Source organism: Candidatus Dormiibacterota bacterium (genome assembly GCA_035532035.1).
GTDB lineage: Bacteria > Vulcanimicrobiota > Vulcanimicrobiia > Vulcanimicrobiales > Vulcanimicrobiaceae > Tyrphobacter.
In genome coordinates this window covers 15,351-28,838 of record DATKRS010000024.1, presented here as the reverse complement: position 1 = coordinate 28,838, position 13,488 = coordinate 15,351, and the positions used below count along the sequence as shown (strand labels likewise).

The 13,488-nt window shown below is 65.2% G+C and carries 13 protein-coding genes, 1 tRNA gene and 1 pseudogene; 4 read left to right on the top strand and 11 right to left on the bottom strand.

What is annotated here, in order from left to right; genetic code table 11:
• Positions 1-153: 153 nt before the first annotated feature.
• The 6 genes from VMV82_07770 to VMV82_07745 all read right to left on the bottom strand — a co-directional run bounded on the left by VMV82_07770 (position 154) and on the right by VMV82_07745 (position 4,965).
• Positions 154-936, bottom strand: coding sequence for an enoyl-CoA hydratase (locus VMV82_07770; GenBank protein ID HUY41448.1), 783 nt, complete (start codon positions 934-936; stop codon positions 154-156).
• A 10-nt stretch (positions 937-946) separates the two neighbouring features.
• Positions 947-1,022 (bottom strand) — tRNA-Val (locus tag VMV82_07765).
• A gap of 14 nt (positions 1,023-1,036) precedes the next feature.
• A complete protein-coding gene (locus VMV82_07760; GenBank protein HUY41447.1) occupies positions 1,037-2,383 on the bottom strand; it encodes a S41 family peptidase in 1,347 nt (448 codons plus the stop codon).
• A gap of 47 nt (positions 2,384-2,430) precedes the next feature.
• A complete protein-coding gene (locus VMV82_07755; protein ID HUY41446.1) occupies positions 2,431-3,381 on the bottom strand; it encodes an L-threonylcarbamoyladenylate synthase in 951 nt (316 codons plus the stop codon).
• 13 nt (positions 3,382-3,394) lie between these two features.
• Positions 3,395-3,901, bottom strand: a complete 507-nt coding sequence (locus VMV82_07750) for an isoprenylcysteine carboxylmethyltransferase family protein (GenBank protein ID HUY41445.1) — start codon at positions 3,899-3,901, stop codon at positions 3,395-3,397.
• Entirely contained in the window at positions 3,898-4,965 is a 1,068-nt protein-coding gene (locus VMV82_07745) for a 3-oxoacyl-[acyl-carrier-protein] synthase III C-terminal domain-containing protein (protein ID HUY41444.1), read from the bottom strand. Before VMV82_07745 ends, VMV82_07750 begins: the two co-directional genes overlap by 4 nt.
• Positions 4,966-5,140: 175 nt before the next feature.
• Here VMV82_07745 and infA point away from each other — a divergent pair.
• Positions 5,141-5,374 (top strand): annotated as a pseudogene (gene infA / locus VMV82_07740) (translation initiation factor IF-1).
• A gap of 162 nt (positions 5,375-5,536) precedes the next feature.
• Here the strand turns inward: infA and VMV82_07735 are convergent.
• The 4 genes from VMV82_07735 to VMV82_07720 form a co-directional block, all read right to left on the bottom strand.
• Positions 5,537-5,707: a Flp family type IVb pilin gene (locus VMV82_07735; GenBank protein HUY41443.1), complete on the bottom strand. Its 171-nt coding sequence runs from the start codon at positions 5,705-5,707 to the stop codon at positions 5,537-5,539.
• Positions 5,708-5,808: 101 nt separating this feature from the next.
• Positions 5,809-6,057: a hypothetical protein gene (locus VMV82_07730; GenBank protein ID HUY41442.1), complete on the bottom strand. Its 249-nt coding sequence runs from the start codon at positions 6,055-6,057 to the stop codon at positions 5,809-5,811.
• A gap of 8 nt (positions 6,058-6,065) precedes the next feature.
• Positions 6,066-6,389: a hypothetical protein gene (locus VMV82_07725; protein ID HUY41441.1), complete on the bottom strand. Its 324-nt coding sequence runs from the start codon at positions 6,387-6,389 to the stop codon at positions 6,066-6,068.
• 47 nt (positions 6,390-6,436) lie between these two features.
• Entirely contained in the window at positions 6,437-9,082 is a 2,646-nt protein-coding gene (locus VMV82_07720) for a TonB-dependent receptor (protein ID HUY41440.1), read from the bottom strand.
• Positions 9,083-9,249: 167 nt separating this feature from the next.
• Between VMV82_07720 and VMV82_07715 the strand changes: the two genes are divergently transcribed.
• The 3 genes from VMV82_07715 (at position 9,250) to VMV82_07705 (ending at position 12,257) form a co-directional block, all read left to right on the top strand.
• Positions 9,250-9,975, top strand: coding sequence for a ribonuclease I (locus tag VMV82_07715; protein HUY41439.1), 726 nt, complete (start codon positions 9,250-9,252; stop codon positions 9,973-9,975).
• Positions 9,976-10,086: 111 nt separating this feature from the next.
• Positions 10,087-11,094, top strand: coding sequence for a radical SAM protein (locus VMV82_07710; protein ID HUY41438.1), 1,008 nt, complete (start codon positions 10,087-10,089; stop codon positions 11,092-11,094).
• On the top strand, positions 11,064-12,257 hold the full coding sequence (locus VMV82_07705; GenBank protein HUY41437.1) for a radical SAM protein: 1,194 nt from the start codon (positions 11,064-11,066) through the stop codon (positions 12,255-12,257). Before VMV82_07710 ends, VMV82_07705 begins: the two co-directional genes overlap by 31 nt.
• Positions 12,258-12,272: 15 nt before the next feature.
• Here VMV82_07705 and VMV82_07700 read toward each other — a convergent pair whose 3' ends face one another.
• Positions 12,273-13,439 carry a lipase family protein gene (locus tag VMV82_07700; GenBank protein ID HUY41436.1) on the bottom strand — a complete coding sequence of 389 codons (1,167 nt, stop codon included), beginning with the start codon at positions 13,437-13,439 and terminating at the stop codon, positions 12,273-12,275.
• Between the last annotated feature and the right edge of the window lie 49 nt (positions 13,440-13,488).

Here is a 13,488-nt window from a genome sequence, read left to right as displayed (position 1 = left end):
AGGCCTCGCCGTAGGCGAGGCTCTTGCCGTCGCGTATGCGGTTTCCCGCATACCGGGTGTGGGCGACGTCTGCTGCATTCGCTCCGGACCGGCGACGCCCACGATTCCGCCGGGGAGCTCCATTAAGGAAGGCCTCCTTCGGGGAGCCCTATCCTACCCCTTCCAGTGCGGCGGCCTTTTTTCGAGGAATGCGCCGATCCCCTCCTGTGCCTGTTCGGCCAGCGCGTTGCGCGTCATGACATCTTTCGTATAGACGTAGGCGTCGCGCTCGGGGCGATCGATCTGCTCGTAGAACGCGCGCTTGCCGATGCCGACGACGGCGCCGCTCGCCTCGGCGATCCGACGCGCCAGTGTAAGCACTGCGTCCCGCAGTTGCTCGAGCGGAACGACGCGATTGACGAGCCCCCACGCGCACGCTGTCTCCGCGTCGATCGGCGAGCCGGTCAGGAGCATCTCCATGGCGCGCTTACGCCCGACGGCGCGCGTCAACGGCACCATCGGCGTACTGCAGAAGAGACCGATGCGCACCCCGGGCGTCGCGAAGGTTGCCTCGGTCGATGCCACCGCAAGGTCACACGCCGCGACCAGCTGGCATCCGGCGGCGGTCGCGATGCGCGCGACCTCCGCGATCACCGGCTGGGCGACGTCGTGTATCGCTTGCATCAGCGTAACGCAAGCGTCGAAGATCTCGCGATACTCCTCGGCGTTGCGGCCGCGCAGCTCGCTCAAATCGTGGCCCGCTGAAAACGCCGCCCCTTCTCCCGCAATCACGATGACGCGCACGCTCGCGTCCTCGCCGAGCTCGTGCAGGTGCTCGGTCAGCTCGCGCATCATCGCGAGCGACAACGCATTGCGCCGCTCCGGCCGCCGCATCGTGAGCACGGCGATGCCGTCTAGACGCTCGATGCCGGTAAGAACGCACTTCGCAGTTTCCATTGAGCTCCTTTGGTGGGCGATGCAGGGCTCGAACCTGCGACATCCTCCGTGTAAGGGAGGCGCTCTCCCAGCTGAGCTAATCGCCCACGAGAGAATACTCCTAGCGCGGGAGGCTTGCGATCTTCCTTTGGAGGTACGCGACCGCCGCTCGCAGTTGGGCGTCGCGATCCAGCTCGCCGAAGCGGGCGTTGCGGTTTTCGTCGACGGTGAGATCGGGGGCGATGCCGCGCAGGTTGATGTCGCGATGCCGCGGCGTCAGATAATGTGCGGTCGTAATCTTGATCGCCGCTCCGTCCGGCAGCTCGGTCAGGGTCTGCATCACGCCTTTCCCGAACGTCTTCGTCCCGACGAGCGTTGCCACGCCGTCGTCTTGGAGCGCGCCGGCGGTGATCTCCGAGGCCGATGCGGTGTAGCCGTTCACGAGCACCGTCATGGGCAACCCCATCTGCGATTCGTCGTCCGAATGATACGTCGTCGCGCGATCGCCGCGCTCTTCCACCGTCATGAGCGCTTGATCGCCCACGAAGTGCGAGCTGATGTCGAGCGCCGAGTTCACATAGCCGCCGGTATCGTTACGAAGATCGAGTACGAGAGCGCGCGCGCCCTGCTCGCGTAAGCGCTGCAGTGCGACGTTGAACTCGTCCGGCGTCGCGCGCCCGAAGGCGATGACCCACACGTACCCGATGCCGTCCGGCAGCATCTTGAAGACAACCGTCGGCGGCTGAACTTCAGAACGCGTCATCGTCACGGAGCGCGGGGTTGCCGTTGCAGAAGACGCAACCTCGATCGTCACGGGAGTCCCCGCTTTTCCGCGCAGGAGATTCCTCACGCCGTCGACCGGCATGCCCTTCGTCGACGTTCCCTCCACCGAGAGCAGAAGGTCGCCGATGCGCAGGCCGGCCCGGTCGGCTGGAGTGTTCGGAAGAACGTACGCAAAACGGATATACGATGAAACGGGATCCTGTTCGACGAGCACGCCGATGCCCGAGATGCGCTGGGGATCGAGCGCTTCGTTGAACGCGCGATACTCCTCCGGCGTCATGAACTCCGTATAGCGATCGTCGAATGCGCCGGCCATGCCGGCGATCGCGGCGTACGCGTAATCCGTCGCGTCGCCATGCGCGGCCGCTGCCGTATTCTCGATCGCTGCATCGAGATCGCTCAGCGCGTGCGCGTCGTCGCCAGAGTCGCGCACGACGGGAACGTCGGCGTTCGCGCCGTGCTTGCGCGCATACGCGAGCAGTCCCGCACGCGCCGCATCGAAGATGCGTTGCGCGCCGATCTGACGATACGCGGTCTGCTCCAGCAAATGGAAGCTCTCATCGACGTCTTGCGAGGCTTTCGCGGAGAGTTCGGTCTGCGCCACGACCGGATGCGCGGTAAACGCAACGAGCGCAAAGAGTACGACGTATGCGACGCACAAGAGGCGTCGAAGGCGCATCGGCATGACGTTATGGTATTGGCACCGGCGCGCTCGATTCCTCGACCAGGGCACTATGCCGCGGCGCGGCGGAGGCGGTCCATGATCGCGAGCCCGAGCCCTCGCTCGGGTACCGGCTCGGCGTCGATGCGTTCGAGCCCCAGTGCGTCGAGCTCGTGAAGCAGGTCGAAGAGGCGCGCCGCCGCATCGCCGAGATCGCCGCTCGGAGAGAGCACGCGCACGGCTGCGTAGCCCTGCGGAGCATGCTGGAATGCAAGGTATCCCGATCCGTGGCGCTCGGCCGGGGGGACGCCGGCGCTCGCGACGACGCGCAACGGCGTCGCCGGTGCGTAATGATGGGCGAGCCGCCCCGGCGCGAGCGGCGCGCCGCGCTCGTCCACGTTGCGCTCCAGCGGACCCACGATCGCTTCGATTTCCTCCGCGGCGATCGCGCCGGGACGAAGCAGCGCGGGGCGCGGATCGAGCCGCACGATCGTCGACTCGACCCCGAGCTGCGTCGGGCCGGCGTCGAGAATGCACTCCACGCGCTGCCCGAGCATCTTTTCCACGTGTTGCGCGCGCGTCGGTGTCAGGCCACCGAAGCGGTTCGCACTCGGAGCGGCGATCGGAGCGCCGGTTTCGCGCAGGAGCGCGAGCGCGACCGGATGGGAGGGCATGCGCACCGCCACCGTCGGCAAGCCGGCGGTAACGATCCCTGGCACGGCGTCGGCACGCGGGAGCACGATCGTGAGAGCTCCGGGCCAGAAGCGGCGCATCAGCGCGCGCGCCTCCGGCGAGATCTCGCGTGCAACGAGGGCGAGCATATCTTCGTCGCTCACGTGCACGATGAGCGGATCGAACGAGGGCCGTTCTTTGATCTCGAAGATGCGCGCCGCCGCATGGGCGTCGAGCGCGAGAGCAGCCAAGCCGTAGACCGTCTCGGTGGGGAACGCCACGACGCCTCCATCGCGCAACGTCTGCGCGGCGCGGCGGATGGTCTGCGCAGTCGCGGGAACGACGGCCATCGAGGCGCGGATCTCAGCCCGCGCGCCCGGCGGCCAGGGCGGCGTCTTCCGCGCGAACGCGCCACGTTAACAAGAGCGCGTTCAAGAGCGTGAACGTACCCGCGATCCAATACGCGCCGAACGCCGCGGGCAACAGCGCAATCTCGAGCACGACGATCGCGTAGTTGGGATGGCGCATGATGCGGTACGGCCCCGCGCGTACGAGCGGAACGCCGGGAAGCACGATCAGGCGCGTCGTCCAGCGTGCTCCGAGCGTCGCGAGCACCCACGCGCGCGCGAGTTGCAAGAGCGCGTAGCCGCCGACGAGGTACCAGTTCACCGCCGCGCCGGCCGGAACGAGCCACGCCATCGAGAGAAACCACGCCGCGTGCAGCGCAACGAAGAACGGGTGCTGCCACGCCGCGATCTCGACGCCGCCGCGAGCACGCAGTGCGCGCGCGTTGCGCTCGGCGTACACCACCTCCGCGACGCGCTGTACGCCGACGAGCGCGAGGATCGCGTAGACGGGCGAGATGCTCATCGTTCGAGCGTGACGAAACCCGCGGTGAAGCCGGGACCCATCGCCGTCACCAACGCGCGATTCCAGTCGTCGCCACGCAGCGCACCATGCGAAAGCGCGCGCTCGAGCACGAAGAGCACGGTTGCCGCCGACATGTTTCCGTACTCGCGCAGCACCGCACGCGAGTCGTCGAGCGCGCCGGGCGCAAGGCCGAAGGCACGCTCGAGCGCATCGAGCACTTTCACGCCGCCGGGATGCGGAATGACGTGATCGACGTCCTGCATCGTGAGGTCCTGTTCCGCGAGATAGGCGTCGAGTACGCCGCGAAAGCGCGTAGCGACCAGCGCCGGGATGTCGCGCGAGAAGATCGCTCGCAATCCGTCGGCCGCAACGTCCCAGCCCATGACGTCGAGGCTGTCCTCGAAGAGATGCTCGCCCGAGGCGACGATCGCGGGACCGCGCGCCTGCGTCGAGAGCAGCGCGGCTGCGGCACCGTCGCCGAAGAGCGCGTTTGCCACGACGTTACTCTTCGTGACCTCTTCGCGCCGGAACGAGAGCGTGCACAGCTCGACGACGAGAAAGAGCACGCTCTTCCCCGGCATGTCGCGCGCGACGCTCGCCGCACGCGCGAGTCCGAGCGCGCCGCCCGCGCAGCCGAGACCGAAGATCGGCAACCGCCGAACGGTGCGGGGAAATCCCATGCGTTCCACGAGCAGCGCGTCCAGGCTCGGCGTCGCAACCCCGGTCGTCGAGACGGCGACGATCGCCGCGACGTCGTCGACGCGCGCGCCGGCGCGCTCGAGCACGTCGCTTGCGGCCCGTTCGAGTAGCGGCACTGCGCAATCGAGGTAGACGGCGTTGCGGTCCTTCCAATCGTGCGGCTCGTAATACCACTCGACGGGCACGCACGAGTAGCGGCGCCGTATGCCGCTGTTCTCGAAGACGGGCAAGAGACGTTGCACGAGCGCCTCGCCCTTGAAGATCGCGCGCACGCGTTGCACGACGTCGTCCTGTTCGAGCACGTATGAGGGTACGCTGGTAGCGATTGCTGCGAGCCGAGGAACCAAAGCCATTCCGAGTGCCATTCGGCGTCGCGCGTCCGCCTGCCCATCTGCCTTGCCTCGACCAACGAATTATGGGATAGTATCTAAAACCGCCCTCGTTCCGTTTTTTTGCAGAGGAGAAGAGACCATAGCGGGTTCCAGAAATAGGCGCCGCCGACCCGAGCCTCGCGTCCCGAAGGCGCCTAGCCAAGATACGAAAGAGGCTCCTCTCGAGGTTTTCGGCACCATCAAGCAGGTCTTTCCGAGCACGACCTTCTCCGTCGAGCTGGACAACGGGCACGTCATCCTCGCGCACATTGCCGGGCGCCTGCGGCGCCATCGCATCAAGATTCTTCCCGGCGACCGCGTCGACGTCGAGATCTCGCCGTACGATCTCACGAAAGGACGAATCGTCTACCGCTACCGCGCAGGCGAAGCTCGCCGCACGTGATCCGCGACCGGTCGACACGCGCTACTCGCGAGAGATAACCCGGCGCGTCCACCGACGGTAGAATACGTCCTGCGCGACCGACACTGTCGAGCGGGCATCGTGACGCGGCGCGACGTCTTGGGAATATGCCGCAGCGCTCGCAACGCCTGAGCCGGTAAGCGGCTAGCCTTTCTTGATGCTCGCCCTGATGAGCGTAAACACGTGCACGAGCCGCCTGTCGAGCTTCTTGAGGGCCACAATCGCAGCAACCCCAACGAGCGCGATCACGAGGGCATATTCGACCAGCGTAGCTGCAGCGTCGTCTTCGAGGAGTTGGTAAAAGGCCTGCCTCATATGCGAGAGTTCGGCGAGCGAGGGACGGCTCGGGAGCGTCCTTACGCTACCTGAACGCTATCTTCTCGCCGATTTTACGAGGCCCGGGCTCGATTGCTTCGCTACAGTCCCGCTTGGACGATTTCGTTGATGAATATCTGCGTGCGCGGATCGTCGAACCAGTTCGCGACGATCGCGCCGATCGGTGCACGCTTGCGAAGCGCGCCAACGTGCTCGTCGATCGCTTCGCGAGTTGGATGATCGGAGCCGAGTTCCCGGTGTAGCGCGTCGATGTGCCGGTGCGCCTCGCGATCGTCGCGCGCGACTGCACGTAGCTCCTCGGCGGGAAACTTCGGAGGGTCGCCAGGCATCGGCCCGGTTACGCCTGCCTCGGAGCGAACGCATTGTAGATCGCGGCGAAGATGGCCCCGGCTAGGCCGGCGCACACCATGAGGATCACAATCGCAAACAGAATCCACGCAATGACGGGCCAGCCCGACACCCCGTGCTGCGTCATCATCTGTTGCATCCACGGATGCATCGGCTGGTACACCCACGGATGCATCCGCGGTACGGAGCCGGCGCCTTGCCCCGTGCCGGCCATCCCATGCCATCGAGCGATATGGAAAGGAAGGGCGAGGAGCCCCATGACGAGCGCCGTCAACGCGGACGCGAACACGGTGGCTCGTACGCTAAGTTTCATGACCTAGAGTACGCGGCGGCCGACGGGGCGCCTGCACCCGGCCCCTTTTACGGCGTCCGGACGTGGTACTCGAAGTCGAGCCGGAACGTCTGCGGCGGCGCCGGGATCAGCGGCGACAGGATGCTGCCGAGCCCCGTCGACGACTCGCCGATCTGCGGAATCCCCGCGTTCGGCTCGGGCAAGTTTGCATACGTGTCGATGTTGAAGACGTTCTCCGCTGCGAGCTGAACGTCGAGCGTTCGCGTTACCGGGCGCCGTATCGCAAAGTTGAAATAGGCGAACGGCGGAAGGTTATAGGTATTGTTCTTTCCCTCGAAATCCGCATCGAGTTGGATGTACGTGTGGTCGCGCGTGATATATTGCAGCCCGCCGTATGCCTTCAGATACGGAATGCAGACCTCGGAACCACCGTTGCTGCACTGCTGCACGCCGTTTGCGGGCTGAACGTACGCGGTCGGCGACGTGTAGAACTGTGGCGGAACGCCCTCGACGACCGAACGCGTGAGCGCCCCCGCGACGAAGAAGCCAAGCCCGAGCGGCGGCTCGTAGTTGTACCGTAACGCAGCCTGCTGGACCGAGAGATCCGCGATGTTGACGGGCTCGTTGACGTACGAGTAGAGCGGCGACGTCGACGGCGTCGAGATCGTTTCGAAGACGTTATGGATCTGGATGTCGGAGAGGTCCATGCTGAAGATGCTGTTCCCGAAGCCGCGGTCCATGCCGAGATCGAACTCGCTCGCGACCTCGGGATTGAGGAACGGGTTCTTCAGCGTGAACGTCCCGAGTGGAGCGGTCGCCGATCCTCGCGTGATGAACGGAACACCGCTGACGAGCGATGCGTACGGGAAGGTCACCGACGTGCCCCACGAGAGCCGGTACGACACGCGTGCTTGCGGCTGATAGACGAGCGCGAGATGCGGATCGAAGCGGTTGGTCGTGCGGGTGAGCGGGGCGGTCGACGTCCTGTGACCGGAGAGCGCGACGGCCTGGACGCCGTGGAGCGCCCATGCCGTGCCGTAGAGACCCGCTTTGAACGTCAAGTCGGGACTCAGGGCGAACTCGCCGACGAGCGACACGGTGTTGAACTTCGACGTCGTGTCGGGAACGACGACGTCGGCGGCACTATTGTAGTACGCAAACGTTTCGTCGCCGTGATAATCGTACGTCGCCTCGATGAAGTCGCTGCCGAACGGATGGATGAACGTTACGGTACCGCCGGCGAGCTTGTCCGACTCGAGCACGCTGAACGGGCCTTGCAAGCATTCGGTTTCCGTAGCGCCCCTCGGGCCGACGATGCCGTAGTTCGGAGCACCCGTGCACGTGGATGACGCAGCGGCGTTCGGATAGTAGAACTGCGGGTAGTTGAGCTCGCCCGAACCATCGATGATGCGCGCGATGTTTCCCGCATACGGACGAATGAGCAGCGTGTTGTCACCGATCGCCGTGCGGAACTCGCCGCTGAAGAGCGGCTGGTTGTTATAGACGTTCGATCCCGGATAGAAGATGTAGCCGTTGATCGTCTTGCCGACGTATTGGGAGTCGAATGGGTTGGTGCAGACCTTGCCGCCGCTCAAGCACGGTGTAATGAGCATGTTTGCAGCATACTGGCCGTATGCCGTGCCCTGGGGCTGATAGCCGGCTTGCGAGCCGGCGAAGCCGATTTCAAACGACGTCGAAGGTGAAAAATCGTAGCGAAACTTGATCAGCTCGCCCTTCGTGAACAGCGAACCGTTCAGATTACCGCAGAACTGAATGATGCCGGTGCTGCCGGGCCTGTTGTCGAGGCTGGGGCTGTTCGGCCTTACGGTGCAGCCGTAATGGAGGTAGTAGGGGCCGTTGTTCGCCGCGTAACCCGCACCGAGCACGTATTGGAACTTGCTGCCGAGCGAGCCGGTCGTCAGAATGTCGTACGACTGCGATCCGAAGTTGTCGTCGCCGTAGACCATGTCGTACGTCGTCTGCCGCGTGAAACCAGGCGTCAACAGGTTGACGGTTCCGCCGATAGCGGAGCCGGCAAAGGGCGTCGTGTTGCCGGGGCCCGATTCGGCTTCGACGCTGCCGATCATCCACGAACTAAAGAACTGCGAGAACCACACGCCGTACCGGCCTGCCGAAAGCGGGTGGCCGTCGAGCAAGATCTGCGTCTCGTACGGTTGCGTTCCGCCGAGCGAGATCGACGTGTTCGGGGAGGAGCTGCCGCGCTCGACGACGGCGTTGGGAATGCGCTGAATCACGTTGTTGATCTGCGGATTCGCGAGGGTCGTGAACTGCTGGCGCGTCTCGAACGTGAGCGCCGCCGCGCCCGTGTTGATGGAGCTGTGCGCGGAGGCATTGACGCGCGCGATGGTCCGCAGCGAGCTAAGGGACGCAGGAACCAACGTCACCGCTACCGGCGTGGTCCCGCCTACGAGCAACACGAGGTTTGTAACCATCGCGGGAGCGTATCCGCCCTTGTTCACGTCGAGGCGGTAGATACCCGGCGTCACGCCGGAGATCGAGAAGTTGCCCTGGGCATCGCTCGTTGTCGTTCGCGACGAGGGGCCGCTCACCGCGATCTGCGCGCCGGAGATCGGCGTGCCCGACGACGAGCGCACACTTCCTTGGATCGTCGCGCTTCCGCTCTGCGCGAGCGACGCGACCGGACTAAGGAAGAGCAGAGCAAAGAGTACGGCACCCCAGCGAAACATCGGCATTCCTCCCGCAATTACTGCAGCGAGCTAATATAAGATAAGTTTGCATTAGACCGCATTGGCGGCGCGATTCCTATGTGTCACGAATCGGGCACCCGCTTGGTTGTTTCCAGCACACTTCTTTTAGAAGAGAGAGGAGTTGCGGGCCCGGAGGCCGTCAAGACGGCCGTATGCGCGTCATCGCTTTCGTCGCTTTCGCCGCCATGTGTTGCGGAACGGTCCTCGCCTCGCTCGTGCCGGCCAAGCATGGAGACTTCGCGCACTACACGTTCGCGCTGACGTGGCAGCCCGGCATCTGCTCCACGGATGGAGGATGCCTGCGCGATCAGCCCAGACGCCCGTTGATCGGGCTGCACGGCCTTTGGGCGTCGCGACCCCGGCAGCTCATCCGCAGCGGCGTCACCGATCCGCAATGGTGGTCGAGGGGTTGCGACTTCTACGTTCACAGTACCGCAGCACCTCGACTCGACGCGTACCTGCATTGGGCGCTCGGCAACGTGATGCCACATTTCGCGCACGGGCTGCTCACCCACGAATATGACAAGCACGTGCAATGCTTCGGGTTCGATCCGACGGCGTTCTTCTCCACCGAGCTCGCAATGCGCCACGCCGTCGTCGAGGGCGGTTTCGGACGATTTCTCATCTCACAGACCGGACGCACGGTCACGCACGCAGCCGTCGCCTATCGCTTCCGGCTGGCATTCTCTACGGACGAGACGCGATCGCTGCAGTTGCAGTGCGGTCGAAACCGCGCCGGGCAGACTGTCCTGACGCAGTTCTGGATCACGATACGAACGAGCGAGCTGGCCGCCTTTCCGCGAGCCGTTTCGCTGATGAACTCGCCCGTGAACGAGGACACATGCCCTGCGACGTTTCGCGTACCGTCCTGGCAGTAGCCGATCTTCACGACTTCTTCGTAATTCCATCGGCGCCAGATTGTATTCTGGGGGGGAATGAACGCCTCACTCCCTTCGTACGCGGATGCTCCCCGGATCGTGATTTGGGAAATGACCCGGGCGTGCGCGCTCGCGTGCCGGCACTGCCGCGCCGCGGCCATACCGCAGCGCCACCCTCTCGAGCTGACGACGACGCAGGCGTTCGCACTCGTCGACGCAGTTGTTGAGTGCTCGCCGGCGGCCTTCATCCTGACCGGGGGCGATCCGTTCATGCGTGCGGACATCGTTACGATCGTCGAATACGCCGTTGCACACGGTCTGCGGACGGCCGTTTCGCCGAGCGCGACGGGGAGGCTCACCCCCGCTTCTCTGCGCGCGTTGTCCGCCGCCGGCTGCAAGCGAATCTCTCTGAGCCTCGACGCTCCCGATGCAGCGTCGCACGATGCTTTCCGGGGCGTGCGCGGCTCCTTCGAACGAACGTTGCGCGGCGTGCGCGCGGCTCGCGAGGCGGGCCTCGAGGTGCAGATCAATACGACGATCTCGCGCTTCAACCACACGCGCATCGACGAGATGGCCGGCGTCCTGCGCGGACTGGACATCGTCCTCTGGAGCCTCTTCTTTCTCGTTCCGGTCGGCCGCGCGACGGAGCGCGACGTGCTGAACGCCTCGGAAACCGAGCGCGCGTTCGCACAGCTGCACCGGCTCTCCGGCGAGCTGCCGTTCGATCTCAAGACCACCGAAGCGCCGCACTACCGCCGGTATCTGCTGCAACACGGCGACGCCGCGAGCTTGGCCAAGCGAATTCCCGCGATCGGCGACGGCAAGGGATTCGTCTTCGTGTCGCATCTCGGGGAGATCTGTCCGAGCGGGTTCCTCCCGTACGTCGTCGGCAACGTTCGCACCGATCGCCTCCTCGACGTCTATCGCGGTCATCCGATCATGCGCCGCCTGCGCGCCCCCGATACGTTCGGCGGAAAATGCGGGGTGTGCGAGTACCGCGAGATCTGCGGCGGATCGCGATCACGCGCGTACACGATGACGGGCGACGCGTTTGCGAGCGAGCCGTCGTGCGCGTACGTCTCGCCCGCGTGGAGTGCGCTCGCGGCATCTCCATGCTGAACGTCACCAAGCTTCTGTGCGACGTCGAGCAGCCGATGGATGCGTTGCGCTACGGTCAAGGCGCCGGCGCTCCGCGTAGCGCTCGCGATCGAAAGCCGGTGGTCGTTTGGAACGTCTCTCGGACCTGCAACCTCCGATGCGAGCACTGCTACAGCGATTCGCGCGCCGACAGGTACGCCGGCGAGCTGACGCACGAGCAAGGCCGCGCGCTCCTCGACGACCTCGCCGCCTTTCGCGTTCCCGCAGTTCTGCTCTCCGGCGGCGAACCGCTCGCGCGCGCGGATACCCTGGAACTCGCGGCGTACGCACGATCGCTCGGCTTGAAGCTCACGCTTTCGACCAACGGAACGCTCATCGACGAACGGCGTGCCGCGCGCATTCGAGAAATCGGATTTGCCTACGTTGGCATATCGATCGACGGCATCGGCGAGACGAACGACCGCTTCCGCGGAGTCTCCGGCGCATTCGACCGAGCGATGCGAGGCATTCGCAACTGCAAGGCCGTCGGCCAAAAGGTCGGGCTGCGGCTAACGCTGACGCCGTGGACGGTGCGGGACCTCGATGCGATATTCGATCTGATCGAAGCCGAAGACATCGAACGCGCATGTTTCTATCATCTGGTACCCACTGGGCGCGGTCGCGTGGCCACGAGCCTCAGCGCCGCCGAGACCCGCCGTGCCGTGGACACGATCTTCCGCAGAACGCGGCAGTTTTGGCGCGACGGACGACCGCGCGAGATTCTCACCGTCGACAATCATGCCGACGCCGCGTACCTCTATTTGTCGTTGCTCCGGGAGGATTCGGCGCGAGCGACACGAGCGCTCGAGGCCTTATTGTGGAACGGCGGCGGCGCCAACTCCTCCGGCATCGGGATTGCGGACGTTGACACGCAGGGCAACGTCCATCCCGATCAGTTCTTGCAGAGCGTCACGCTCGGCAACGTCAAGGAGCGGAGATTCAGCGCGATTTGGACCGACGAGAGCAACGCCACGCTTGCCGCCCTGCGCGACCGGAAGGGTCGGCTGCACGGGCGCTGCTCCGTCTGCACGTTCCTGCCGATTTGCGGCGGCAACTTTCGGGCGCGCGCGTTCAATCTTCACGGCGACCTGTGGGCCTCCGATCCCGGCTGTTACCTGAGCGACGCGGAGATCGGCATCGCGTAAAGCATCGGGCGTTCGCTAGCACGTGGAGTGCGCGGGAGCTCCTCGAAAGCGTCGGGCGATCCAGGCCGCGACGTCGCCGGCGGCGGCGGCCAAGACCGAGCCGTGGGTCGCACCGACGTAGGCTTTGAACGCTACCGGCGCGCCGCTGCGGCACAGACGATCGCGCAGTGCGATCGTCATCTCCGAGGGAACGAGCGCATCCGCAACACCTTGCACGAGCAGCGTCGGCACCGAGATCGAGAAGTTCTCGGGAGAGTTTGCAAGGAGATCGGCGTAGAGCGCGTCCTCGTCGGCTTGCGGCCGGAAGATCGTCCGGGGATCGATCCGATCCCAATCGGAGTCGTTCATGAGATCGGAAATGCACCGTTGCTGCAGTTCGGGCATCATTTGCAGCGCTTGCGGCTCGAGCATCTGCGCGGGATCGATCCGCGGATCGACCGTCGAGAATCCGGCGATGAGCAGCCCCAAGAAGACGAGACCGCTGTTGGGCGCGTCGCCGAGTATCTCGTTCTGTAGGATGCCTTCGACGTGAGAAGCCGGCGCGTACGCGACGGCCCCGGCGAGGTGCAGCTCAGGCGCCCATTGCTCGCCGAGAGCGGCGGTCGCGAGCGCTGCGGCGCCGCCTTCGGAGTGGCCCATGACGATCCACGTGCGACCGATCTGGGGATCGATTTCGCGCGCCGCGCGCACGATATCGGTGACGTCGCGCGCCGAGGCCGTCGCGACGAAATACGGATGTATGCCGGGCGTGCCGTTGCCTTCGTAGTCCGTCTGCGCGACGGCGTAGCCGCGGCGCACGAAGCCGTCGAGCATGCGCTGCTCGATATTCGGCCGCGACGAGCGCGACGGCGCGCATTGCGGCGCGTCGCCGACCGTACCGTGCGCCCAGCTGATCACGGGCCATCCGTGCGCCGGAGGTGCCCCTTGCGGAATCGCAATCGTTCCGGAAACCGCGGTGAACGTGCCGCTCGTTCCTATCGTCTCGTAGAGGATCCGCTCGTTCACCGCAGCGGACGGCAACGCCGGACCGCCGGTGAAACGTCGCGCCCAAACGACGGCTCCGTCACGCCGAGCAGGCAGCGGGTCGGGCGGCACGTAGAATGCGCTGCCGGGCGGTCCAACGGTAACGGTCGCCGTGGTACCGGTTGCTACGGTCGCCGCAAAAAGCAGTGCGCTTATCATCGGATGATGCGTATATTCGAGGCGGCAGGCCGTACCCTGCGTTGCGTAG